This is a genomic window from Acinetobacter sp. DL27 (assembly GCF_055810995.1).
In genome coordinates this window covers 1,974,788-2,000,121 of the sequence record NZ_CM147947.1, presented here as the reverse complement: position 1 = coordinate 2,000,121, position 25,334 = coordinate 1,974,788, and the positions used below count along the sequence as shown (strand labels likewise).

The window sequence follows — 25,334 nt, the reverse complement described above, 5'->3', positions numbered from 1 at the left end:
TAAGACTGATTTAATTTTGGGTAATAGTGATCTATAGATTGGCGCTTGCTTAGAGCTATGAATGGGTTTAAGCATAGGGCTAAACAAGTATTTCAGCTAGACGCTGCGGATAAAAGCCTTATACAATTCATTATATAAAGCTCGTCATACTATTGTTAACCATCAAGTTGGATGAAAATCCATGTGCGCTAATTTTAAACCTCTAACCCTTGCTCAAGTACAACAGTTTGGTCTACCTGAAATTCCGTTTGATTATGTCGAAGAAGTCTATCCTGGTTATGAGCTGCCTTTATTGTTCAAATCAAATATAGGTTTTGAGTGGCGAAAGGTACATTTTGGCTTAATACCAAAATGGGCAGAAGATAAGAGTATTGCAAGCAAAACCTATAATGCTCGAAGTGAGACACTTCTGCAAAAGGCCAGTTTTATTGAGGCCACTTCCAAATATCAGTTTGGGGTGATCCCAGTTTTTGAATTTTATGAGTCAAAATATATAGAACAAAAGCCGCAGAAATGGGGTGTTAGACGACAGGATGGACAGGTTATTTTTGTTGCTGCACTTTATGAAATCTGTCGTATAGCAGGCGAGGTAGTCCGTTCAGCCACCATGCTTACAATGGATGCTATAGACCACCCAATGATGCGGGAGTTTCATGAGCCGGGGAATGTGAAACGCTCAGTGATTGTGATTCCACATGAACGCTTAGAGGAGTGGCTCAGTTGGAAATCACCAAATATTCAATCTTTTGTACAAGGCTTTCCTGTTGAAGAGTTTGAATGTTCACATGTGCCGAAAATAAAAGTCGAAAAAGTGAGTCCCCAACTCAACTTTTTCGACTTTTAAACGGTTTAGCGAGCTAAATTTTTAAACACGTGTTTTAAGCTTTCCATCATTTTTTCAATTTGCAAAGGTGTTAAGCCTTCAAATGATTGCTCAAGTACAACACTGGTGAGATCATTAATCTTATTGGTCATTTCAACACCTTTTTCAGTGAGAAGGACGCGGGTGATGCGTGCATCGTCTTCACAAGAATAAGTTTCAACCAATCCTTCATCTTTTAAACGATAGACAATTTTGGTGGTTGTCGACATTTTAGAGACCACCATGTCAGATAAATCAGAAACACTGGCATGTGGCTTTGAGTCTAGAGCCAGTAAAATACGACGACGTGAGTTATCTAAACCATACTTTTTTAAAGCGTGATCGACATTGAGTACATACTGTGCATGTACTTGCGTTACCCAGTAAAATGGAAAACTTTCTAAAGAAAAATCTTCAGAACCTGGTAGGAACTTACTGTACTTTTTGGTCATGTGAGGGATTCCCCGTGAATCGTATTTTTATTTTATAGATCATTTGAACACATTTTATGTGAACGCTCATACACTTATCAATAAAAAATTACTGGATTTATCACCATAAACGAAATTTGTTAATAGATAACCTTGGCCTGTAATCAAGAAAAGTTAAGCGTGGCTGTTTAGATGAGACTGGGTATAGCCGTCTTTATCTTGATGGAAGCTCACAATGCTTTGTGCAAATTGTACAACTTCATCTTCGACTTCAGCATTCTGGTGAGAATCTAAAGAGAGTTTAGCCATGGGAACACCGTCCTGTAGAACGATAGGCAAGTGCATTTCAAACTTTTGGTTATTATGCGAAACCACAACTTTAATTTGATGCTGATCAAATGAGGAGTCTAAATGCAGATATGCGCCTTCATAGCTAGTATTGGCAAGCATTTTTGACGTCTTACTGAAGGTCAATGCTTTTTCATTGTTCATAGCGATGAATCCTGTCTTCAATTATTTTGATCGGACTATCAATCCGTGCATCCTTGGTTCGAGCAACTGACCAATTTTACAATAATGCTGGTCGTGTTTCATTTTAGTGAAAAAAATGGATTTGTGAACTAGCGTTTTTAACAAAAAGTGTCATTCATAGGAGCCATAAATGTAGTAAATTGATGTTTTTTAATTATTATTAAAATAAATAATTTAATAAAAACAATTGTTTGTTGTTTATTTTAAGGTGCGTTTAATTAGAAAAACTAAAAAGTGACCGCCGCGTCTAATCTTTATTGAATGTGACAATTGGCATTAAGTGACAAAATTTCGAACAGAGATTTCGATATTTTTATGTATTTTTTGCATAATAAGTGGTCGAATATTAAAATTTTGTTAAAAACCATAAAAAAATTATTACAAGCCAAACATCTCAGGCATAATTATTTCATCTTTAGTTGAACAGGTCACAAATATGGATCCGTCGCCGTGCAGGTCTATGCTTTTAAAACAGAAACATAATTCTGGGGTAATAAAATAATGGAATTTTTATTAGATCCGGGAATATGGGTAAGTTTACTTACGCTGATTATATTAGAAATTGTTTTAGGTATTGATAACCTAGTCTTTATTGCCATTTTGGCTGAAAAACTTCCTCCTGAGCAACGCGATAAAGCGCGTGTCATTGGTCTGTCGCTTGCACTTTTAATGCGCTTGGGCTTGTTGTTTATCATCACTTGGTTAGTCACGTTGACTCGACCGCTGATTACTGTCTTAGATTGGACATTCTCTGGGCGAGATCTCATTCTTTTATTTGGTGGCTTGTTCCTAGTCTATAAAGCCGTTACCGAATTGCATGAAAAAATTGAAGGTAAGCCCGAAGTTAAGCTGACCACCAATGTAGTCTATGCAGGTTTCACCGCAGTTGTGGCACAGATTGTGATCCTTGACGCGGTGTTCTCACTGGATTCGGTGATTACAGCGATTGGTATGGTCGACAACATCAATGTGATGATGGTGGCTATGGTCGTTGCCATGGTGGTCATGCTGTTGGCGTCGAAACCATTAATGACTTTTGTAAACCGTCATCCGACTGTGGTCATCTTGTGTTTAAGCTTCTTACTGTTGATTGGTATCAGCCTGATTGCGGAAGGTTTCGGCTTCCACATTCCTAAAGGTTATATCTATTCGGGTATTGGTGTTGCCATTGCGATTGAAGCCTTTAACCAATTTGGTGAGCGAAATGTGGCAAAACATGAAGCGAAAATTCCTCTGCGTCATCGTACTGCGGATTCTATTTTAAAACTCATGGGTGGTAAGCTCCAAGCTGAAGACCCTGATCAGCTTCAAGCGCAAGAAACTTTTGCGGATGAGGAGCGTTATATGATTGGTGGTGTATTGACGTTGGCTGAACGTTCAGTCGCTTCGATCATGACACCGCGTAGTCAAATTTCGTGGGTCAATCTTGATGATTCACCTGAGAAAATTCGTGAACAGGTATTGTCTGTACCGCACAGTTTATTTCCAGTGTGCCGCGGTAGCTTGGATAAAGTGATCAGTATTGCGCGCGCCAAAGAGTTGCTTGATGTCTTAGATGATGAAGAGCAATTGAAAGACTTGATCAAACGTCATCGTCCAATTTACATTTTTGAAAAAATGAAAGTCATTGATGCGATTAATACGTTAAGAACGTCTAAAGGTTCATTGGTTTTGGTGAGCGATGAGTTTGGTAATGTGCAGGGCCTTGTTTCACCGCTTGACGTATTTGAAGCGATTGCTGGTGAATTTCCTGATGCCGATGAGCAACTTGATTTGATGAAGATAGATGAGCAGACGTGGAAGGCGACAGGCATGCTGGATTTATATCAGCTTGAACTGGAACTTGGGATGATCGATTTGGTTGAAGAAGATGCAGGCTATATCAGTGTTGCCGGTTTAATCCTAGATAAAACCCACGGTGATGTACACGTTGGAACTCAACTGGACTACCGTGGTGTTCACTTTGAAGTGCTTGAATTAGATTCAAACCGAATTAAGACCGTGAATATTAGCTATCGTACTGCTTAATCATTGCAAAACTAGATTGTGAGAAAAATGTCAGCTTCGTGCTGGCATTTTTTCTGCTTATAAAATAAGCGCTATGCACTTAAATAAAAAGCAGTTATTCTATGCCCACAATTTGGCTGTCGTATTTGGCCCTTGACGTTATCGGTTTTGTGAAGACAGTTTTTTCTATACAGATGCTCATCAAAGCATTGTATTTAGACTATAGCAGTAAAACAAGTGATCAAAATAAGAACGGAAACACTTCATGCAACTTATGGAAAAGGTCGTTGATTTTAAAAAGCTTTCAGTAGAGAAAAAACAAGTTCTATTTGAAGAGCTTGAAAATTTTGATCGACAAATTTTCCCAAATGCAATCCCAGCAGAACTGCATCAATTGTTGTATAACCCTGATGTAGTGGCATTACCTATTATTCGTTTTTATCATCGCGGAAAAATAGTTGGGCAAAATATTATTGCCATCTTGAAGCTTAAGACAGCGCATCAACCTTTATATATTCTTAGCTCGCGTGCAGCTTTTTTACCTGACTACCGAAATCAAAACAGAACACTCTTATCCGCAATTCGAGTAACTTTAGGTTATCGTTTAAAATATCCCACGCGTCAGTTATGGTTTGTTTCGAGTTTGATGCAGCCAAAAGTATATCGGCTGTTCGCGTCACGTTCAAAACGCTTTTATCCGCGTGCAGAAGTGCCAATGCCTGAGGATTATTTACAGGTTCTTGATCTAATGCAAAACCGTCATGTGAATGTGCAACAGCGCAGTGATGATGTGTTTGTGCATCCATGTGTACTGCCGCAGACCACGCCTGAACAGTTGATTCGGCTTCGAAATCGAGCCAGTCGTCATATCAACTTTTATATGCAACATACGCCTGATTATTTTATTGGCATGGGCTTGATGTGTATCTGTAAATTAGATGTGCTGACTCTGCTAGAAGCGGCGATGAACGTGTTTTTAGGGCGAGAAGTTGCCTAAGCAGAAACTCTCGCCATACTTTATTTAGGCTGAGGTACGGATAAGTTGTATATCCGTATATTCATAAATGGTTTCAGCTTTCATTTGATGAATGTGATCCATAAACGCTACATTAAAACTTCCTGTGTTTTGGCTTTGGGTATAAGCAAGTTGCCCAGCAATGGCAAAGTGGACATGCGCAGAAAGCGCTGCAATGACAGGATTGGTGACTGCGCTATAGGCAGCAATTAATGCACCAAGGGCACAACCCGTAGCAGTAACTTTGGGTTGTAAATGCGAACCACCATTGACTTGAATTACAGCATCAAGTTGTTTTGAGAGAATATAGTCAGACTCGCCAGAAATCGCAATGACTTCAGCCTGCGCTAAAAGTGTTTTTGCTTGATGGTAGACATCGGCACTACTTACTGTGCTGTCAACGCCTTTGGTTTCGATCTGGTTTCCCGCAAGTGTGCTGATTTCAGATGCATTGCCACGAATAACCGTGGGTTGAAAAGCTAAAAGCTGATCTACCATTTCAGAGCGCCATTTTAAAAATGGACCATATCCCACAGGGTCTAATACCCACGGAATGTTTTGCTGCTGTGCGGTTTGTGCCGAGATTTGCATGGCTTGCATCTGTTCAGAGGTTGGCGTACCTAGGTTAATACTGAGCGCTGCACTAATACGGGTGAAACTTTCCGCCTCAAAGGGATTATCAATCATGGCCGGTGAGGCGCCCGCAGCCAATAAAACATTGGCTGCATAGTTGGCAGCAACACTGTTGGTGATACATTGCACCAAAGGTTGTTGCGTTTGCAGGGCAGTCCAAGCTTCAGCAACATAGGCCACCAAGACATCGGTTTGGTCTTGAATCGATTGTTTTGTGTTAAGCAAGGACAGGTCTAAAAGCTGGGTCATAGTGGGTGCCCTTATTTGGTGAAATAGTGGTCTTGATGCTTACATTTACGACAAAATAAAGTCACATATTGGTCAGCATCATAATCTACTGTGAGCTCATTTGACCCACAGTACATACAGCGTTTTTGTGAATAGAAGCTTAAACGCGGCTCAATTTTTTGCCATGAACGAGAGACAGGCTGGAAGAAAATGGCTTCGTCATAGCCTAAAAATCGGAAAAATAACACTTCGCTCATTTTGCTGAATGGTAAGTTATGCGGTCGCGGCAGCGTTGAGGTTTCCCATTTTTCAGCGACACTGCGTTCACGGTATTGTTGTAAAGTTTTTTTCAACAAGTTGGTGTTGATGAAGTTTTCATTTCTGGGTTGTAAGGCTTTCCGTTCATATAAATACTCCAATGCAGTTTGGATTAAATAATAAATTTGTCCGACTGCGAGTACATCGAGTAAACGATAACAAAACACTTGGAAACTGTTATTTCCTGCAATTTGAATGCCCCAAGTACGGCAGTAAAATTGCATAAATTGGATAATTTCTTGATAGAGCAATTGGTACAAGGCATTTTTGACTTCATCCGCGGTCTTAAAAGGCACACCAAGGCTAAGATTTTCATAAAACCAATAACGTAACTGCTGCGTAACACTAAATAGGCTGGGTTCAGAATAGCCGTCCAAACGCACATTAATATAATACTGGTGGGCTTCACTGGCAAAATCTTTGGCAACGAGTATCTGTTCTTTTACCAGTTGTTTGACGAGGCTATTTTGAAAGAGATAATTGGGAGTGATGCTAAAATATTTGATCTGTTCCCAATCAATAAACTCTTGATGCTGTGTATGTTCTTGTGCGTAGTCATCTAACAGGGCCAATAAAAATAATTTATGCATAAAACTGAGTTGACCCAGTTCAAACTCATAAATGTCCTTGGTTTTGGTTTTACGCTGTTCTTGCTGACGAGTTTCTTTCAATATTTTTTTGCGCTGCGCTAAGCAACTGTCGCAGTGGCAATTTAAATTTGAATTGCTAAAAACACGATGTTGGCAGTGGCTACATTCATGAAAGTTAATTTCTTTGTCGTATTGTTCAGCATCCACCCAAAACATGGCCGCCTGACAAAGTGGACAAGGCGTGCTTTCATCAAGTTGTTTGTGCAAAATTTGAAGCGACATAAGATGAATTTGAAACTCAGGATTTTCTCAAATTATACACGCTAAAATTTTATAAAGGCGTTGTAAATTGCAGTGTAATTGAACAAGCAGAGGTGCTTTGTAAACGCTAGACGGGTGAAGCAATGCATTGGTGAATATAGGGCGAAAAAAATACGGCATGCACCGTATTTTTTGTAGAAGTAGAATTTAAACGGGGCAAGGTAGAGAGTCATCTTCCATACCTAATTTTTTAGCTTCAATCATGGCTTGAACTTTTTTGCTTGGCAACTTTTTACTCCCCAGTGTGTCGTAGTGATTTAGAATGCTGCTGACATCGTGTGCTTGTAATGGCATCCCTTCACAGCTCATGAACAGGGCAATGACTTTATGATCAATTTTTGCAGCATTCATTGCTTGCAGCATTTTTATATTTTCGACGCGGACGATATGGTCTTTTAAGTACATCTCACACCTCTATTTGTTTTGCTTAAGTTTTATCATGCGCTATGCATATTTAGATACAAGCAAAAACTGTGCACAAAATGTAGCCGATTTGAAAATTAAGTTAGATATTTGAAAAGAGCTGGCTTTATATCTTATCGATGTTTTTAAGTTTCTCAGCGCTAGAATGGTAGAGAGCTAATGGCACTGTGTAAGTGTAAAGGCTGGTGCAAATATTGCTAAACAAGCACGGCACGATAAGGGCGTTGACTGTTTCTTATTCACTTGGTGCAATCATATGAGAGGGATAAGACAAATAGAATTGAAAAGCCTATTCAACGTGCCCATATAAATATCATTCAACATACACAGACAGCATGGCAAACTTGTCGTATGATCAAAACATACACAATATAAAGCTGTAGACCAATAGCATTAGGACATGACATGAATATTGCGGCAAATCCAATTATTGAAGCAGATCAAACCGTCTATTTAAAAGACTATCAAAAACCATCTTTTTTAGTAGACAGCATTCACCTCGATATTCAAGTCTATGATGAGCATAGCCAAGTTGATGCTGTACTGGAGCTGATGCGCCAAACTGAGGGTGATTTGGTTTTACTTGGGCGTGATTTAGAGCTGAAAAGTTTGGTGCTGAATGGTCAGCAACTCAGCCAAGAGCAATATGTGCTTGATACTGAGCAGTTGGTGATTCGTAATGCACCAAATCAGATCAAGCTTGAGACATCGGTGATCATTCATCCTGAGTCAAATACACAACTTGAAGGCTTATACCAAGCCGCATCAGATTTGTTTGTTACCCAAAATGAGCCTGAAGGATTCCGTAAAATTACCTTTTACCCAGACCGTCCTGATGTCCTTTCAGTTTTCACCACACGTGTAGAAGCCGATAAAAAATATCCAGTGCTCCTTGCCAATGGTAACTTGATTGAAGCGGGCGAGGCAGGCGAAGGTCGTCACTATACCATTTGGCAAGATCCAACCAAAAAACCAGCGTATTTGTTTGCCTGTGTGATTGGTGATTTGGCTGTTTTAAAAGACCGTTATGTGACCTCGGAAGGCCGTGATGTGGCTTTAGAAATTTATGCCGAAGAAAAGGATATTCCGAAATGTCATATTGCAATGGAAGCCTTAAAGCATTCAATGCGTTGGGATGAAGAACACTATGGTCGTCCCTATGATTTAGACAACTATATGATTGTGGCTACCAGTGCTTTCAACATGGGGGCGATGGAAAATAAAGGTCTCAACATTTTTAATACGTCATGTGTTTTGGCGGATGAAGAATACACGACAGATGCCGCGATCATGCGTGTACAGTCGGTGATCGCACATGAATACTTCCATAACTGGACAGGTAACCGCATTACTTGCCGTGATTGGTTCCAATTATGTTTAAAAGAAGGCTTAACGGTTTTCCGTGATCAATCTTTCTCAGAAGATTTACAGTCGGCTGCGGTTCAACGTATTGACGACGTTGCGGTACTCAAAGCGCATCAGTTCCCAGAAGATTCAGGCCCATTGTCTCATCCACCGCGTCCAGACCATTTTGTGGAAATCAATAACTTTTATACTGCAACGGTCTACGAAAAAGGTGCGGAAATTAACCGCATGATGGCAACCTTATTAGGCAAAGAAAAATTCCGTAAAGGAACTGATGAATACTTTGAACGCCATGATGGCCAGGCCGTGACAGTTGAAGACTGGGTAGCCGCTTTAACCGCAGGTTCAGGCGTAGATTTATCCAATTTCTTAACATGGTATAACCAACCGGGTACACCCAAGTTAGAAGCGGAAGGTCATTATGATGCTGCTGCACAAACTTATAGCTTAAACTTTAAGCAAAGTTTAAAAGCACATCCTAAGTATCCGAATCTAAAAGCTGTTCCAATTCCTGTCGCTTTAGCACTGTTCGATGCTGCAACAGGTGAGCAATTGGTTTTAAAATCTGATAGCTTATTTGAAAATGCAGTCAAAGACGGCGTGTATCTTTTTGATCAAGACCAAGCCAGCATTGTGTTTAGCGGTTTAAGTGCGAAACCTGTCGTGTCATTACTGCGTAATTTTTCTGCGCCCGTCAATTTAGAATTTAACTATACCGATGAAGATTTGGCGTTCCTGATTCAATACGAAACCAATGGTTTTAACCAATGGCAAGCGACGCAAACCTTACTTGAGCGTATTTTACTCAATGGTCATGATGCGCATATTTATATTCAAGCCATTAAAAACACGCTACCAGATCTCGTTGAACAAGATCCACTCTTGGCATCACGTTTATTTGATGTACCAAGCGAAGGTTATTTGGGTAGTCGCATCGACACTGACTACGAACCAGCGAAAATTCAAGAACAACGTAATGCTTTGATTGAAAAATTAGCACGTGAGTTAGGTGAGTTCTGTAAAGACACTTATTTAGCTTTAGACCCAGATTTGCAAAAAGAGTTCTCACAAGCCATGGGTGTCCGTGCGCTGAAAAACATTATGCTCAGTATGATGGCACGTCAAGGCGATGAAAGTGCTTTTGAGCTGGCATATCAGCAATATGAAGCCACAGGCAATATGTCTGAACGTTTAGGCGCATTACGTGTCTTGGTGTGGAATGATGCACCGCAAGCAGAAGCTGCTTTATATGATTTTTATCAACGTTTTAAAGATGAGGCTTTGTCACTAGATCAGTGGTTCACACTTCAAGCGGCACATCCTTGTGCTACAGAAGACACCATTCAATACCTCACTTCACATGCCGATTATGATTTGGGCGTACCGAACCGCATTCGTTCAGTGAGTGGCGGCTTAAATGCAAACCCAGTGAATACATGGAGTTTTGGTGTGGATCATTTTATTGGACTAGCAAAATATTTAGATGAGAAAAACCCAATAGTTGGTTCTCGTTTACTTCAGGTTTTGTCACGTTGGTACACATTGGCAGAGCCACAGCGTAGCGAAGTGAAAGCGAAGCTTGAGGCTTTAAAACCACAAGTGAAATCTAAAAATGTCAGTGAGACTTTAAGTAGTATGCTGAGTATTTGATAAAAAACTTTCTAAATTTTAAGCATTTTCAGGCTATTTTTCAGTAATGGGAAATAGCCTTTTTATTGATTTCATTAAAATTAAAAATACAGTCACTGAATAAATGTAGCGAGATAAAGTATTTATTTACTTGAATTTTTTCTGATGGAAAACAATTTAAGGAGGAATTTGGCTAACTTAGCCACAAAAAATGATCAATTAACTGTTTCTTCTACATATTTTCTTCATAATCTATTAACTTTCTGTTACATTTCGCCAGATTTCTTTAAAAGAGTAATAAAAATGAATAAATTATTAGTAGCTTCTATGATTTCTGCAACAATGCTGATGACAGGTTGTGCGAGTATTATTAAGGGGTCGACTCAAACGCTAACGTTTACCAGTGTTCCAGATTCAGCCAAAATTGAAATTAAAAACCGTGCAGGGCAAAGTGTACATGTTGGGCAAACACCTACAACAGTAAGCTTGAAAAAAGGTGCTGGTTATTTCAAACCAGAAGAATACCAAATTACTTTTAGTAAAGATGGGTTTATGTCGAAAACTGTGACAGTCAAAGGGACAATCAGTGGTTGGTATTTTGGTAATATTATTTTTGGCGGACTGATTGGCTTACTGGCGGTAGATCCAGCGACAGGTGCAATGTACAGCTTCACACCAGAGGATATTAACGCTGTATTAGAAGCTAATAATACAGAGAAAATGCCTAAAAATGACAAAGCCTTAGCGGTGGTATTTACAGATCAAGTGCCTGAAGATGTAATGGCACGCGCGATTCAAATTAAAAACTAATGACGTAAGTTCTGCATTTTGCCGAATAGATACATAAAAATCCCTCGGTTTCGAGGGATTTTTATAGACATTAAACTTTTACGATCAGCACAGGTATCGGAGATTGTGTCAGAACATTCTGCGCCACACTACCTAACATCATCTTTTTAAAACCTGTACGGCCATGTGAGCCCATCAAAATCAGGTCTGCACCGACTTCATCGGCCACATGAATAATACCTTCAGAAGGAGAGATGCCGCGGATCACTTTGGTATCTACCTCAATTTCATCACGGTCAAATGAGAGCTTTACTTCGGCTAAACGGTCTTGAGCGACTTTTTCAGCATGTAGGAAATAGTCGGTGATGGCTGGTGCAACTTTATAGAAGTCGACACCGACAAATGGATCGACTGCAATCACGCTCATGAGTGTCACACGACTATTTAAATCTTTGGCTAACTCAAGTGCTTGTTCAACAGCAGCATAAGACATCGGGGATTCATCGACGGCAACCAAAATGTGTTTGTAGCTCATTATCTTCTCCTTAATGGTGCATCTTTATGCGGATTATTTTGCAGTACATGCGAAATCAATTCATATAAAGACGCGTTATAGTTGATTAAGCTTTAACAATGAGAACTGGGAGCTCAGTAGACTTGAGAACATCTTGAGCAAAGCTGCCTAATAGGAATTTTTGAAAGCCTTTACGGCCATGTGAACCCATCACAATCAAGTCATTTTTTAGTGAAGCGGCCGTTTCGACCACAGCATCTTCAGAGACTTCACCTTTGATGATTTTAGACTGTGCCGTTACACCTTGTTCTTGTGCAATTTGAACCGCATCCTGAAGGGCTTTCTCAGCATTGTTGTAGGCTTGTATGAAATAGTCTTTCATGATTGGAGAAGTATAGTAAAAATCAGCATCTTTGAGAGGGTCTTCAGCAACTAAGCTAATCAATGTGAGTTGACTGCCAAAAACTTTGGCAATTTCAGCCGCTTGCTTAACCGCAGAAAAAGAAATTTGTGAACCGTCAACAGGGACTAAAATATGTTGGTAAGCCATCAGAGGGACTCCTTTTTGTATAAGATTTAGTTCTTGATTTATTGATAACACACTGCCATTAAATGTTCAATTTTGATCGGGCTAAAAATTGAAAATTCATGAAATTTAAAGAAAATAATTCAAAAAAAAGCCGATTTACTTGTCCAAAATCTTGAGTGAAAAACTCAAGTTTTAAATTTAAAGCGATATTCTTTAAAAGTTGCTTCTAGTGTTTAAATGGGGCTGAAATGAGACCTGTTTAATCATGCGGTGTGATAGAGATTGTATTAGAATCATTTGAAAAAAGGGTGGAGCCGAACAGTATGATTTTTCAATCAATAATAAAAGTACTTAGTACTGTTTTCATGATTGTGCTATTGAGCGCGTGTCAAAGTGTAGAAAAGAACACCAAACTGATTGCGGGTACATTTAATACAGCAACTAATATTCAAATGAAAATGCTGGATCGCTTTGCTCCTCCCGATGTCATCGTACATAATAATATTCCATATCAAGCTAGTCCTGAGCTGAATGTTGACATCTATCAACCCCAAAATATTGAACAATTAAACGCAGTGCCCACGGTGGTTTGGATTCATGGCGGCGGATGGGTTTCGGGGTCAAAAGAGCATGCGCGAGGTTATTTCAAACTTTTGGCTAATCAAGGCTTTAACGTGGTCTCGGTAGAGTATCAGTTTGCGCCTGAGGCTATTTATCCCACTCAGTTACAGCAAGTCGATCATGCACTGAATTTCTTACAATTGAATGCTGCTCAGTATCATATTAACCCGAACCAACTGTATTTAGCAGGAGACTCTGCTGGAGCCAATATTGCCAGTCATTATGCTGCGCTTTTGACGAATCCCGCATTTGCTCAAGCATCCAATTTTAAGCCGAGCATTCAGCCGAAACAGCTTAAAGGACTAATTTTGCATTGTGGTATTTATGACTTATATCGCTTTGTAAACACCGCTCCTGAGGAACTCAGGCTCATTGAATGGGGCGTTTATAACTTGGTACAAGCTTATACAGGGGAGCGTAAAGAGGATGCAGCATTTTTAAAGTCGATTTCAACCAGTGAACATATTACATCACAGTATCCACCTGTCTTTATCAGTGGGGGAAATAAAGACTTTTTAACCAAGAGCCAGTCATTACCTTTTGTTGCGGTGTTGAAGCAGCATCAGATTGCAGTCACGGAGGCTTTTTATCCAGACTCTAAGGAGTTTTTGGTGCATGAATATCAGTTTATGATGAGTAAACAAGCGAGTCAGATCACCTTTGATCGAACCATTGATTTTATAAAACAGACCTTAAAGCCGACTGAAACAAAATAAAAAAGTATGCAGAAAGCCTTGTTTAATTTTTGCTACTTTATTAACATACCGACCGATTGGTATGTTTATTATTGAGTTTCTGATGAATCCTATATTAATGGCTTATGCTTTGCTGGCGATGGCAATTATTTCTGAAGTGATTGGTTCAACTTTTTTGGTAAAGTCGGAAGGTTTTACCAAGCTATTGCCTTCACTGGCGGTGGTAGTTTTATTTTCGTTGGCATTTTATTTACTGTCTCAAGTGATTAAAGTGATTCCATTGGGTATTGCTTATGCGATTTGGGCGGGTGTTGGTATTGTTTTAACCGCTCTGATTGGTTACTTTGTTTTCCGACAAAGTCTAGATTTCGCAGCAATGATCGGTATTGCACTGATTGTTTCTGGTGTGGTCGTAATTAACTTATTTTCAAACTCAACAGGGCATTAACTTCGATGCAACAAGCAAGTCCACGTAAAAAGGCGCCGGAACAGGTTCGCCAAAGTATTCTACAACATGCGATCTGTTTGGCTGCTGAAAAAGGCGTGACTGGGGTTTCCATACAAGCTGTGGCTGATTTGGTTGGTGTGAGTAAGGGCGGGGTTTTCCATCATTTTCCAAACAAACAAAAGCTACTTGAAGCGATGGTTGTGGAACAGCTTGAACAATTAGATCGTGTTGTTGATGAGTTGATTAGCCAAGACCGTGATCGTTTTGGTTGCTTTACCCGAGCCTATATTGAAATTACTCTAGAAAAGCAGGTGCTAGGTTTAGAGCATTCTTGGTCAGCTATTTCGATGATTATGCTGACGGATCGTACCTTTAATGAGTATTGGATTGAGTGGCTGGAAAAACGTTTAGCGCGACATCAGGATACAGATAATGATTTGGAGCTTAAAATTTTGCGCTATGCTGCAGATGGCATTTGGCTTACAGCATTTACTGAGGTGGAAAATCTGTCTGAGACCATGCAGCTTAAGCAAGAATTGATTCAACGAAGTTATCAGCATTAATTTTTCAAGTTGGCAATATTTAAAAATAAAAAAACACCCGTCGAGGGTGCTTTTTTATATGAGGGATTAAACTTTTTTGGCTTTAAACTTAAATATAAGCATAACAGCAAAACCAAAGAGTAGTCCCCAAAAGGCAGAGCCAATACCAAAGAACTGTACCCCAGATGCGCTAAATAAAAACGTCATAAGCGCTGCCTCGCGGTCTGATACCGTTTCAAATGCAATCGCGATGTTATGACTAATCGTGCCAAACAAAGCAATACCAGCCAAAGCGGTAATAAAGATTGCAGGGAAAGACAGTAAAAGGCTGGTCAGGGTGGCTGCGAATAGTCCCATTAAGATATAGAAGAAACCGCAGCTCATGCCCGCAATATAACGTTTTGATGGATCAGGGTGAACTTGTTCATCTAAACTGACAGCTGCACTAATTGCTGCGGTATTGACACTATAACAGCCAAAGGGTGCGAGTAAGGCTTGAGCGGTACCCGTCCATCCAATCAGTTGATTGACGTGGGGGTTATAGCCATAGCTTTTAATCATGGCAATACCCGGTAAGTATTGCGATGCCATATTGATCACAAACAAAGGTAGCGCTAAACCTAAAATAGCAGACATACTAAATTCAGGCATCATCCAAACAGGTTGCGCTAGGCTCCATGTGATTTGAGGCGTATGGAAGTCTAAGAACAACGGGCAGAGTAACAAGCCTGCAATCACTGTAATGACAATGCAGTAACGTGGAGTAAGTCGCTTAGAAACAATATAAGCCGCCAGCATGGATAAAATAAAACCCCAATGGTCTTGCATACTGGCGAACAATGAAATACCAAACTTCAATAACACACCAGCTAGCATGGCACTGGTTAGGCTTTGCGGGATATACGTCAGAACTTTTTCAAAGATACCGAAAAAGCCCAAAATGGCAGTAACTAAACCACAGACCAAAAATGCACCAATTGCTTCATGCAAACTATAACCACTGCCTGTCGCAATAATTAAGGCCAGTGCTGCCGTAGACCATGAGGTCGATACAGGATATTTAAGTTTCCAAGATAAAAGCAGGCCACTCAAACCAATACCCAGACCTAAAGCCCAGAACCATGAGTTGATTTGCGCGGTATTTGCACCTAAGACTTGGGCGGACTGAATGACCAAGACTGAAGACACACTAATGCCAATGAGAAAGGTAATAAAACCTGCGAATACTGCTGGAACTGAGAAATCTTGAAATAATTTTTGCATGAAGATCAAAACATAATTTGAATGAGTGAAAATTACTATTGTTCAAGGATCATACGCTGGTTCTTGAAAAAGAAAACAGCACACTATGGATTTTTTATCGAAAATAATGAGATTATTCACGAGAATTACAGTGTGGAAAGTGCCAGTTTTAAGCCGAAGCCACAAAACAGCAGACCGACGGTCGCCACCGCAACGGCGGCAACTTTAAACTGTCGGTTGAAATAGCTCGCCAGCTTAATACCTGAAAAAATCAGGATACTAAGATAGGCCATACTGATGATTTGCAGAATAATGGAAAGTAAGGCAAAGCTTAGTGCTGGATAAGCATAATTTGGGTCGACAAACTGCACAAAAAAAGACAGATAAAACAAAATGGCTTTTGGGTTTAAAAGGCTAATGGTCAGCGCTGAGCGAAAAGGATGCAAGCTTTGTAAAGTACTCTGGCCTGTACTTGCAGCAAGCTGTTGTGGGCTGGACTTCCAGGTTTTGACTCCTGCAATCAAGAGTTTTATACCTAAATATGATAGATACAGTGCACCTACAATTTTTAATAAAATAAACAGCCAAGGAAAAGCATGTAAAAGAGATGCTGCACCCAGCACGGTACATAGAATGAGGATCAAATCGCCAGTGAAAACACCTAATGCACCCCAGTAACCTGTCTTAATACCAAATCGTGAGGCAATGGACATCACATAAAGAGAATTTGGGCCTGGCAAAATCACAATTAGAATTGTACCGATGATATAAGTACCGATGTCGATAATACCAAACACAACGTATTCTCAATAAAAAAGCCGATGTTGCATGATAACAAAATCGGCTTTTAAAAGAAGAAAAATCAAGTTAAGCCGAAATTTCTTCATCTAAACCAAAAGACTGACGTAACAGTGTGTTCAGTTGTTGACGAGCTTTAATAAATCCATCAATCCCCCCTTGTAGCAGTTGCGTTGCCATGAGGTCATGTTCAATTTGATCTCTAAACTCAGTTTCACCGAGTGCGTTAAGTGCAGTTGTCGCTGGTGCAATATCACTTGCTGACAGTTGTGCTTTGACTTCACGCGTGTCTTGTTCAAGTGCAGCCAATAAATTAGGTGCAACAGTCAGCAGGTCACAGCCGGCTAGTCCCAACACTTGGTCAATACTCCGGAAGCTTGCGCCCATAATTTCTGTTTTAACCCCATGTGCTTTATAGAACTGGTAAATTTGCTTCACAGACAGTACGCCAGGGTCTTTTTCAACGGGATAGCTGTCCACGCCTTCGGCCTTTTTGTACCAATCTAAAATACGTCCAACAAAAGGTGAAATTAAAGTGACATTCGCCTCCGCACAAGCATGTGCTTGATGTACACCAAACAAAAGCGTTAAGTTGGTATGGATTCCTTCAGCTTCCAGCACTTTCGCTGCTTGAATGCCTGCCCATGTCGAAGCAATTTTAATTAAAATACGATCTTGATCTACGCCGTAGTTTTTATATAGCGCCAGCAGCTCTTTGGCTTTTTCGATGGTGGCATTGGTATCATAAGACAGCGCGGCATCCACTTCTGTGGAAACACGACCTTCAATCAACTTGAGAATTTCAACACCAAATTTGACGGTAAGAATGTCAATCGTACGTTCAATAAGTAAGTCATCTTCGAAGCCTTCCGCTTTGGCTTGAGCGAAAGCGTCTTCAATCAACTCTTTATTTTCAGGTTGACTTGCAGCTGCTGTAATTAGAGATGGATTAGTGGTTGCATCGAGCGGACGAAATTGGTTAATCGCCGCTAAATCGCTACTGTCGGCAACAATGGTGGTTAAGCTTTTTAATTGGTTTAATGCGGTTTGTGTCATTGATCGTTCGTTCTTAAAGTTATTACCCGTAAATTATTTATAACACAAACTGCTTTTAACCCAAGTGGATTCGGACGTTTTAACAGCAGTTATTATACTTTTTTACGCTGATTTCTAATGTATTGGATTAAAAAACGTGCAGCTGCACCCAATTCACTTTCACGACTCCAGACCAAGTCTACAAAATATTCAAACTTCGGTGTGAAATCCAGCAGATCTAATATTTTGAGCTGCTTTTTGAGCTGAGGATTTTCATTCAACATTTCTAAGGGTAAAACACCCCAGCCAAAATTTTGCATGATTAAGGCGCAAGCCGAGTGATGGTTGTCTGTCCGCCAATACTGTTTGGAATAGAGCAATTCTGGCTTAATGCTTTTATCGCGACTAGCAACCACAATTTGACGACTGTGTTGGATTTGTTCAAAGCTGACTTGTGGAAATTGCGCCAGAATAAAATCTTTATTGGCGACGGGAACTAAAGTCTCGAGTTTTAATTCTACAAACTGTTCGCTACTTTCAAGTTGTTCACGTTCAAACATCAGTGCCAGTTGTGCTGTGCCGCTGAGTAACATTTTCTGCGCATCTTCTTGAGGTGCAGAAAAAATATTAATTTGTAGACTGGGAAATTCGGCTTCTAATATTGCGATGTAGTCGATCCATTGCATATGTAGCAGTTCAGATACCACTACAATGTTGAGCGAGGACTCCAAACCGTGGCTTAGGGCATGGGCATGCTGTTTCCATTGGTTCATTTCGGTCAGTAGTTGCTCGGTCTTTTCATACAAGGTTAGGGCTTGCGCTGTTGCTGTGGGCTCACGTCCTTCACGTAAGAAAAGTTGTAGGTTTAAGTCTATTTCCAAGTTGGCAATTGACATACTCACGGCCGATGGCACTTTGCCCAATTTTCGTGAGGCAGCTGAAAATGAGCCTGACTCAATCACGGTTTTAAAAATGATCAGTTGCTCTTGATTGATATTCATAATTTTCTATCTTTCAATTTTATTGAAAGAACCTAACTCGATTAATCAATATTATAAAAATAAACTAGCCAACATCCAATTATGAAAGAGTAATTAAAAATGTTGATTTCCAAAAGAAGGATTATTCATGCGCTCAGCTATGAAATCATCCTATTGGTGATCATTGCTGTAGCTTTAAGTTTCATATTCCATATGCCTTTAGAAGTCACAGGTGTACTTGGTATTGTCATGGCTGTCACTTCGGTCATATGGAATATGGTGTTTAACCATTTTTTTGAAAAGTTTGAAGCGAAAAGAAAGCTAAAAAGAACCATCGGCGTGCGTGTTCTTCACGCGATTGGTTTTGAAGGTGGTTTGATGCTTGCAACCATCCCAATGGTCGCATATGCAATGCAAATGAGTATTTGGCAAGCCATCGTGCTCGACTTCAGTTTAACCATGTGTATTTTGGTTTATACCTTTATTTTCCAGTGGTGTTATGACATGCTGGAGGCGAAATTGGGTATTCAACCTGAAGCGCAATATTCAAATTAAAAAAAAGCCACGCAATGTCGTGGCTTTTTTAATGTGCAGCGATTCTTATGTGAATTTTCTAACATTGAAAATATAAGGGATCATCAAGGCAAAAAGAACCGTGAGGGCATAGTGTAAGCTATTCACTACAGCGCTAATATACGGATGAGCAAAGCCTTTTAGATAGACCATGGTTGCGCCTTTCTTTGTACTGGAATCTGTGTATGGGATTTCATCACTGATCAAAAACCAGCTTAAGCAGAAAAAGAGCAACATAAAAATAAAAAACAATAAGCCTAAGGGGTTAAACATTGAACGTTGCTGTGTATTCAGTTTTGCGTAGTGTTGTTTAATGTGCTGGATTTGTTGTCTGTTGAGCTGTACGCGAAAATAATTGATAAAAATAATGACAATACATATGAAAGTACATATACCAAAAAAGTCATTGAGAAATTTATGTGGACTGGATAAGTTGGATGCGATGGTGCTTGGAAACATGCCTTGAAAGTGAACATCAAAACTGACCACAAGGAGGGCTAGTCCTAAGGGAACGAGGTAAAAATAATAATAGCGAATGGGTGTATTGAGGTAAGCCAATAATGGGAATGAATTTCGCATAGTTTTGTATTTGGTTATTTTATATTTTTATCTATAGGGCAAATTGATTGTTTTGACCAGTTAAAAAGCACCTCAAAAGAGGTGCTTTATCATGGCGAAGGCGAGATTATTTTTCAATAATTGCCGTTACACCTTGGCCGCCAGCAGCACAAATTGAAACCAGTACGCGACCTGAACCTTTTTGGTTAATCAACTTCGCAGCAGTAGCAATGATACGACCACCCGTTGCAGCAAATGGGTGACCTGCTGCAAGTGAAGAACCTTTTACGTTAAGTTTAGTGCGGTCAATTGAACCTAGTGGAGCATCTAAACCTAAACGGTCTTTACAGAATTTTGGATCTTCCCAAGCTTTCAACGTTGAAAGAACTTGCGATGCAAATGCTTCATGAATTTCGTAGTAGTCGAAGTCTTGAAGTGTAATGCCAGCACGCTCAAGCATACGTGGAACTGCATAAGCAGGCGCCATCAATAAGCCTTCTTTTTTCTCAACGAAATCAACAGCAGCTGTTTCTTGGAAGGTTAAGTAAGCAAGTACTTCGTGACCGTTTGCTTTGGCCCATTCTTCTGACGCTAAAAGCACACAAGATGCACCATCCGTAAGTGGGGTTGAGTTACCCGCAGTCATGGTACGCGCATCGCCTTTACCAAAAGCTGGTTTGAGCTTAGCAAGTTTTTCAACAGTAGAGTCAGCACGTAAGTTGTTGTCACGCTCTAAACCTAAGAATGGTGTGATTAGGTCATCGAAGAAACCTTCTTCGTAAGCCGCAGCCATTTTTTGGTGTGAAGATGCAGCAAGTTCGTCTTGTGCTTCACGTGCAATACCCCATTCAAGTGCAGTAATAGCTTGGTGATCACCCATAGAAAGACCCGTGCGTGGCTCACCATTTTTTGGCGCATCCATCAAGTCTTTTAGATTGATTTTAGTCAAAGCTTTTAAACGGTCTTTACCTGTTTTTGCAATGTTGAGCTCAAGCAATGCTTTACGTAAACCATCACCAAACGCAATTGGTGCATCAGAAGTCGTATCTACACCACCAGCAACACCCACTTCAATTTGGCCCAGTGCGATTTTGTTGGCAACTAAGAAAGCTGCTTGTAAGCCAGTGCCACATGCTTGCTGAATATCGTAAGCAGGTGTTTCTGGTGCAAGTGCAGTGTTTAGTACACATTCACGGGTCATGTTAAAGTCACGGCTGTGTTTAAGTACCGCACCAGCAACCACTTCACCAAGGCGTTGACCTTGAAGGTTAAAACGTTCAACAAGACCGTTTAGCGCTGCTGTGAACATATCTGTATTCGAAGCGGTGAAATATGCGCCATTTGAGCGAGCGAAAGGAATACGGTTACCACCGATAATAGCCACGCGGCGAACAGTGTTTTGACTCATGGTTTGATCCTGTTGAACAGCAGTTTGAGTTTTTGATTTTGAAGCATTTGTAGAAGAAGCGGGGCTTTTACTACGAGTTGACGCAGCACGGGTGCGAGTCGGCTTAGTCGTGTTATTTACTGATTGGGTTGTTGTGCCAGTACTTTTAGTTCTACGCGGTGTACTTTTTGATGTATTTGACACAGTTTCCGTAGCAGAATTTTCCACTGCTGGATTTTCTTGAGTTGTTTTGCTCATAAGGCTTTTCCAAGCATGTTAATCTATTCTTAGGGTGTACATTAGCATATTATAAAAAGGGCTGAATTGACTAGAATGACATTGCAACAGGCTTTCAGGTCAAGACATATCATCTATAACTCAAGTATGATTCTATAGAAACCGATGGAACTATTGAAATATAAGACTCTAGACATCACTTTGAAGTTAAAAGGATATCTTTGAATCCATCAACAATTCATTTGTATGAGAGATAAAAACATGACTGATCAATACCAAACTTTTGCAAAATCTCCGATTGGTAAATTTGTCATTAAAAATTTGGGTTTACCTGCACCAACTTTTTTAGACCGTTTTGAGTCAGCAACACCTGTGATTAAAGGTGCTGTTTTACTGGGTGCAGCAGCAAACAGTTCATTATCTGGTGCAATTGCGCAAGTGTTGGCCAATGTTCACGCCAATAGCTATGCAGGTAACAATGCACAGTTACAGCAAGCTGCGGCTCAAGTGGGCTTAAATTTAAGTGCATTTAATGCAGGCGACAAAGAGTCTAAATTCAAAGTTGTTATTTTTGATGCATCTGGCATTGAGTCATCAGAGCAACTCAATGAGTTATATAACTTCTTTAATCCTATCGCACGTCAAGTGGCTGCTTCTGGTCGTGTAATTGTAGTAGGTACGACACCTGAAACTGCGGGTAGCGTGAAAAAAGCGATTGCACAACGCGCGCTTGAAGGCTTCGTGAAGTCTGTCGGTAAAGAATTTAAAAAGGGGATTGCAGCACATTTGATTTATGTGGATGCAGGTGCAGAAGCAAATCTTGAGTCAACTTTACGTTTTGCAGCATCTCCACGTTCTGCTTATGTTTCTGGTCAAGTGATTCGTGTTTCTAAAGCTGCTGTTGTAGATGTAGACTGGGCTAAACCACTGGCAGGTAAAACTGCTGTAGTGACAGGTGCGAGCCGTGGTATTGGTGAAGCGATTGCGCATGTCTTGGCACGTGATGGCGCGCATGTGATTTGTTTAGACGTACCACAGCAGCAAGCAGATCTTGACCGTGTTGCAGGTGAGATCGGTGGTTCAACACTGGCAATTGATATCACTGCAAATGATGCTGGTGAGAAAATTAAAGCTGCGGCAGCTGCTCAAGGTGGTTTAGACATCATCGTGCATAACGCAGGTATTACTCGTGACAAAACTTTGGCAAATATGAAGCCTGAGCTTTGGGACTTGGTGATTAACATTAACTTGTCTGCAATTGAACGTGTAAATGATTATTTACTTGCCAAAGAGGGTTTAAATACCAATGGTCGTATTGTATGTGTATCATCGATTTCAGGTATTGCGGGTAACCTAGGTCAAACCAACTATGCTGTGTCGAAAGCAGGTGTCATTGGTGTGGTTAAATTTACTGCTCCAACTTTGACGAATGGCATTACGATCAATGCGGTTGCACCAGGTTTCATTGAAACGCAAATGACTGCTGCGATTCCATTTGCAATCCGTGAAGCGGGTCGTCGTATGAACTCGATGAGCCAAGGTGGTTTACCTGTAGATGTTGCTGAAACCATTGCTTTATTTGCAGCGACAGCATCGACTGGTTTAAACGGCAACGTGGTACGTGTTTGTGGTCAAAGTTTGTTGGGTGCTTAATTTAAAAGCTTGAATTTATCTCTCCTTTAGGGAGGGATAAATTCTTTATATTATAAAAGGGAGGGAGTTTTCCCTCATCCCAACCTTCTCCCTGCGGGAGAAGGAGCTTTCAAAAATATTGAAATAAAAACTTCTCAAAGGTTCAGTATGAAGACTCGCCATTTTAGTCAACTTCCAAAACCATATATGGCTTATCCGAAAGTCATTCAAGGTTTGATCTTTAAAAAGCCAAAAGGTGAAAAAGTCTTACCGCAGGTTGAGTATGTGGTGGATTCTTTTAACGTCGATCAAAAGCATTTGAAAGCCTATAACCAAGTATGTGGCTTTAAAAATAATGGTTATATTCCTGCGATTTATTTGGCCGTATTATCGCAAAGCCTACAAATGCACATGATGGGGCAAGAGCCGTTTCCATTTCCTGTGCTAGGTTTGGTACATATTCGCAATCAAGTCAAACAAATGCGTAAAGTTGGCGTCAATGAAACCCTCACTTTATCATGTAAATATGGCGCGCTTGAGCCACATGATAAAGGTGTTCAGTTCGATTTTATTACCACGGTGAAAGTTGGCAATGAAGTGGTGGTTGAAGCCTTAACCACGTATTTAGCACGTCAAAAGACCGATGGTAAAACAGCACCAAAATTAGTTGAAGCAACGACTCCAGATTATCAGCCGAATGCAGTCTGGGAAGTCTCTGAAAACACAGGTCGTCGTTATGCAATGACCTCGGGCGACTTCAACCTCATCCACATTCATGCGGTGACAGCAAAAGCCTTTGGTTTCAAACAAGCCATTGCGCACGGCATGTGGAGTAAGGCGCGAGCGTTGGCTTCGATCACATTGCCTGATGCTTATGAAGCGGATGTTTGGTTTAAACTGCCGATGTATTTGCCTTCAACGGTCGATTTTATGACCACGACAGAAGGTGTAAATACCGCTTTCTTCATTCGAAATAGTAAGAATCAAAAACCGCATGTGACGGGACAGGTCAAAGCACTATAATTTTAAAAAGCCCAGTTTAGATTACACTGGGCTTTTTTATGTCCGCTTAAAAATACAAGGACGTGTAAATGAAAATTTTAAAACAATATTTACAAGCGAATCCGAACCATTACCAAGGCTATGTTGACCCACGTTTTCAAAGTGTTGCCCATCTCTTTAGCCGCTTACAGGATGCTCGTTTAGCATATGGCGGTGCAGCTTGTGTTTTATATTTTCAAGGTGAAAAAGTTGTTGATATCTATACTGGTTTAGCAGCGGTAGATTCTCCTTGGCAGGCCAATACCATGTCGGTGTGTTATTCGACGGGCAAAGGCGTGCTTGCAACCTTGGCGCATATTTTAGTCAGTCAAGGTGTGCTGAGCTACGACCAACCGATTGCGGATTATTGGCCTGAATTTGCCCAAAATGGTAAAGGAAAGATGACGCTAAGACATGTGCTAAGTCATCAAAGCGGATTATTTGATATCCGTAATAACATTGCTGATGCGACAGAAATGTTGGACTGGACGCATATGTTAGACGTATTTGAAAAAGCGCAACCACGTTTTGCAATTGGTCAAGATGCTGCCTATCAACCTTTGTCATTTGGTTGGATTGTCGGTGGTGCTTTGGAAAAAGCAACGGGCAAACCTTTAACTGAACTCTTCCAAACCTATTTCGTTGAGCCACTTGAGCTAGATGGGGCTTACTTTGGTGCACCCAGTGCTGAATTAAAACGTATCGCACGACCCATTGTCCGTCCTGTATCTGTCCAACCAAATCAAAAAAGTCCAACGAAGGTACGTAAAGTTTCATTGTTTGATAAAGCGATGCAGTGGTCAGGGCAAGATCCACAAGATTTTCAGGATGGCATGATTCCCAAAGGCATGAAAAAGGTCAGCTTTTACCATGATGATGCGATTCAGGCGATCATTCCCGCAGCAAATGGTGTATTTACAGCCAATAGTTTAGCCAAAGTGTATGCGATGATATCTCAAAAAGGGATTTGGAAAGGTCAGCAGTTGATTCGTCCAGATGTGTTTTCTGAGTTGAGTCGAGTGCAATATACCTATCGAGATCGGGTGATGCCGATACCTATGCATTGGCGCTTGGGGTATCACCGTATATTAACCTTAGGAAAAACCGCAGAGCAAGGTTTTGGTCATATGGGCTTTAATGGTTCAGGGGCTTGGGGCGATAGTGAGCGAGGCTTAAGTTTTGCTTATACACATAACTTTGCTACAGGTTCTTTAACTGGGGATTATCGACTTTGGGCTTTGAGCCAAGAAAGTTTACGTTGCGCAGATGCGGTTTTAAAAGGCAAAAAAGGCTGGTTTTGATAGGTCTGAGATTTAGTCATCGTCTAAAATATGTTATGTTCGTCGCGGTTTAGGTTTTG

25 protein-coding genes are annotated in these 25,334 nt (G+C 40.5%); 12 read left to right on the top strand and 13 right to left on the bottom strand.

Annotation, left to right across the window (positions count from 1 at the left end; translation table 11 throughout):
• Positions 1–181 precede the first annotated feature (181 nt).
• On the top strand, positions 182–844 hold the full coding sequence (locus tag AC0KVP_RS09715; RefSeq protein ID WP_473336343.1) for an SOS response-associated peptidase family protein: 663 nt from the start codon (positions 182–184) through the stop codon (positions 842–844).
• A 5-nt stretch (positions 845–849) separates the two neighbouring features.
• On the opposite strand, the gene AC0KVP_RS09710 is transcribed toward AC0KVP_RS09715, so the two are convergent.
• Both AC0KVP_RS09710 and AC0KVP_RS09705 read right to left on the bottom strand, forming a co-directional pair.
• Positions 850–1,314, bottom strand: coding sequence for a MarR family winged helix-turn-helix transcriptional regulator (locus AC0KVP_RS09710; RefSeq protein ID WP_004696885.1), 465 nt, complete (start codon positions 1,312–1,314; stop codon positions 850–852).
• Between the two features lie 153 nt (positions 1,315–1,467).
• Complete coding sequence (locus tag AC0KVP_RS09705) at positions 1,468–1,785, bottom strand: hypothetical protein (RefSeq protein ID WP_183175037.1); 318 nt, start codon at positions 1,783–1,785, stop codon at positions 1,468–1,470.
• Positions 1,786–2,325: 540 nt separating this feature from the next.
• Here AC0KVP_RS09705 and AC0KVP_RS09700 point away from each other — a divergent pair.
• Together AC0KVP_RS09700 and AC0KVP_RS09695 are read left to right on the top strand one after the other, a co-directional pair.
• Positions 2,326–3,852 carry a TerC family protein gene (locus tag AC0KVP_RS09700; RefSeq protein WP_473336340.1) on the top strand — a complete coding sequence of 509 codons (1,527 nt, stop codon included), beginning with the start codon at positions 2,326–2,328 and terminating at the stop codon, positions 3,850–3,852.
• A 244-nt stretch (positions 3,853–4,096) separates the two neighbouring features.
• Complete coding sequence (locus AC0KVP_RS09695; RefSeq protein WP_473336338.1) at positions 4,097–4,828, top strand: hypothetical protein; 732 nt, start codon at positions 4,097–4,099, stop codon at positions 4,826–4,828.
• 24 nt (positions 4,829–4,852) lie between these two features.
• Here the strand turns inward: AC0KVP_RS09695 and thiM are convergent, their stop codons facing one another.
• From thiM to AC0KVP_RS09680, 3 genes are all read right to left on the bottom strand, one after another.
• Positions 4,853–5,728 (bottom strand): hydroxyethylthiazole kinase, encoded by an 876-nt coding sequence (gene thiM, locus AC0KVP_RS09690; RefSeq protein WP_473336336.1) that lies wholly within the window; start codon positions 5,726–5,728, stop codon positions 4,853–4,855.
• Positions 5,729–5,739: 11 nt separating this feature from the next.
• Positions 5,740–6,897 (bottom strand): hypothetical protein, encoded by a 1,158-nt coding sequence (locus AC0KVP_RS09685; RefSeq protein ID WP_017397110.1) that lies wholly within the window; start codon positions 6,895–6,897, stop codon positions 5,740–5,742.
• 186 nt (positions 6,898–7,083) lie between these two features.
• A complete protein-coding gene (locus tag AC0KVP_RS09680) occupies positions 7,084–7,341 on the bottom strand; it encodes a hypothetical protein (protein WP_473336334.1) in 258 nt (85 codons plus the stop codon).
• A gap of 423 nt (positions 7,342–7,764) precedes the next feature.
• Here AC0KVP_RS09680 and pepN point away from each other — a divergent pair, with 423 nt between their 5' ends.
• The gene (gene pepN / locus AC0KVP_RS09675; protein WP_473336332.1) at positions 7,765–10,374 is read left to right on the top strand and encodes an aminopeptidase N; all 2,610 of its coding nucleotides are present in this window, start codon (positions 7,765–7,767) and stop codon (positions 10,372–10,374) included.
• Between the two features lie 282 nt (positions 10,375–10,656).
• Positions 10,657–11,163 (top strand): peptidase associated/transthyretin-like domain-containing protein, encoded by a 507-nt coding sequence (locus tag AC0KVP_RS09670; protein WP_473336330.1) that lies wholly within the window; start codon positions 10,657–10,659, stop codon positions 11,161–11,163.
• Positions 11,164–11,233: 70 nt separating this feature from the next.
• On the opposite strand, the gene AC0KVP_RS09665 is transcribed toward AC0KVP_RS09670, so the two are convergent.
• Both AC0KVP_RS09665 and AC0KVP_RS09660 read right to left on the bottom strand, forming a co-directional pair.
• The gene (locus AC0KVP_RS09665; protein WP_004696899.1) at positions 11,234–11,677 is read right to left on the bottom strand and encodes a universal stress protein; all 444 of its coding nucleotides are present in this window, start codon (positions 11,675–11,677) and stop codon (positions 11,234–11,236) included.
• A gap of 85 nt (positions 11,678–11,762) precedes the next feature.
• Positions 11,763–12,206 carry a universal stress protein gene (locus AC0KVP_RS09660; protein ID WP_183173114.1) on the bottom strand — a complete coding sequence of 148 codons (444 nt, stop codon included), beginning with the start codon at positions 12,204–12,206 and terminating at the stop codon, positions 11,763–11,765.
• A gap of 302 nt (positions 12,207–12,508) precedes the next feature.
• Here AC0KVP_RS09660 and AC0KVP_RS09655 point away from each other — a divergent pair, with 302 nt between their 5' ends.
• From AC0KVP_RS09655 to AC0KVP_RS09645, 3 genes are all read left to right on the top strand, one after another.
• A complete protein-coding gene (locus tag AC0KVP_RS09655; RefSeq protein WP_473336327.1) occupies positions 12,509–13,522 on the top strand; it encodes an alpha/beta hydrolase in 1,014 nt (337 codons plus the stop codon).
• Between the two features lie 82 nt (positions 13,523–13,604).
• Positions 13,605–13,949 (top strand): DMT family transporter, encoded by a 345-nt coding sequence (locus tag AC0KVP_RS09650; protein ID WP_005401176.1) that lies wholly within the window; start codon positions 13,605–13,607, stop codon positions 13,947–13,949.
• Positions 13,950–13,954: 5 nt separating this feature from the next.
• The gene (locus AC0KVP_RS09645; protein ID WP_004696906.1) at positions 13,955–14,512 is read left to right on the top strand and encodes a TetR/AcrR family transcriptional regulator; all 558 of its coding nucleotides are present in this window, start codon (positions 13,955–13,957) and stop codon (positions 14,510–14,512) included.
• A gap of 66 nt (positions 14,513–14,578) precedes the next feature.
• On the opposite strand, the gene AC0KVP_RS09640 is transcribed toward AC0KVP_RS09645, so the two are convergent.
• From AC0KVP_RS09640 to aceR, 4 genes are all read right to left on the bottom strand, one after another.
• The gene (locus tag AC0KVP_RS09640) at positions 14,579–15,754 is read right to left on the bottom strand and encodes a benzoate/H(+) symporter BenE family transporter (RefSeq protein WP_473336324.1); all 1,176 of its coding nucleotides are present in this window, start codon (positions 15,752–15,754) and stop codon (positions 14,579–14,581) included.
• Positions 15,755–15,879: 125 nt separating this feature from the next.
• Complete coding sequence (gene leuE, locus AC0KVP_RS09635; RefSeq protein WP_178927975.1) at positions 15,880–16,530, bottom strand: leucine efflux protein LeuE; 651 nt, start codon at positions 16,528–16,530, stop codon at positions 15,880–15,882.
• Positions 16,531–16,600: 70 nt separating this feature from the next.
• Positions 16,601–17,587: a transaldolase gene (gene tal / locus AC0KVP_RS09630; RefSeq protein WP_004984782.1), complete on the bottom strand. Its 987-nt coding sequence runs from the start codon at positions 17,585–17,587 to the stop codon at positions 16,601–16,603.
• 92 nt (positions 17,588–17,679) lie between these two features.
• Complete coding sequence (aceR, locus tag AC0KVP_RS09625) at positions 17,680–18,567, bottom strand: HTH-type transcriptional regulator AceR (protein WP_473336321.1); 888 nt, start codon at positions 18,565–18,567, stop codon at positions 17,680–17,682.
• Positions 18,568–18,666: 99 nt separating this feature from the next.
• On the opposite strand from aceR, the gene aceI reads away from it, so the two are divergent.
• A complete protein-coding gene (aceI, locus tag AC0KVP_RS09620) occupies positions 18,667–19,101 on the top strand; it encodes a chlorhexidine efflux PACE transporter AceI (RefSeq protein ID WP_473336319.1) in 435 nt (144 codons plus the stop codon).
• 45 nt (positions 19,102–19,146) lie between these two features.
• Here aceI and AC0KVP_RS09615 read toward each other — a convergent pair whose 3' ends face one another.
• Together AC0KVP_RS09615 and AC0KVP_RS09610 are read right to left on the bottom strand one after the other, a co-directional pair.
• Positions 19,147–19,698, bottom strand: coding sequence for a hypothetical protein (locus AC0KVP_RS09615; RefSeq protein WP_183175048.1), 552 nt, complete (start codon positions 19,696–19,698; stop codon positions 19,147–19,149).
• A gap of 106 nt (positions 19,699–19,804) precedes the next feature.
• Positions 19,805–21,322: an acetyl-CoA C-acetyltransferase gene (locus AC0KVP_RS09610; RefSeq protein WP_058951897.1), complete on the bottom strand. Its 1,518-nt coding sequence runs from the start codon at positions 21,320–21,322 to the stop codon at positions 19,805–19,807.
• A gap of 240 nt (positions 21,323–21,562) precedes the next feature.
• Here AC0KVP_RS09610 and AC0KVP_RS09605 point away from each other — a divergent pair, with 240 nt between their 5' ends.
• The 3 genes from AC0KVP_RS09605 to AC0KVP_RS09595 all read left to right on the top strand — a co-directional run bounded on the left by AC0KVP_RS09605 (position 21,563) and on the right by AC0KVP_RS09595 (position 25,275).
• Positions 21,563–22,954, top strand: a complete 1,392-nt coding sequence (locus tag AC0KVP_RS09605) for a 3-oxoacyl-ACP reductase (RefSeq protein WP_473336314.1) — start codon at positions 21,563–21,565, stop codon at positions 22,952–22,954.
• 147 nt (positions 22,955–23,101) lie between these two features.
• Positions 23,102–23,956, top strand: a complete 855-nt coding sequence (locus tag AC0KVP_RS09600) for a MaoC family dehydratase (protein ID WP_473336313.1) — start codon at positions 23,102–23,104, stop codon at positions 23,954–23,956.
• 68 nt (positions 23,957–24,024) lie between these two features.
• On the top strand, positions 24,025–25,275 hold the full coding sequence (locus AC0KVP_RS09595) for a serine hydrolase domain-containing protein (RefSeq protein WP_473336310.1): 1,251 nt from the start codon (positions 24,025–24,027) through the stop codon (positions 25,273–25,275).
• Positions 25,276–25,334: the final 59 nt, after the last annotated feature.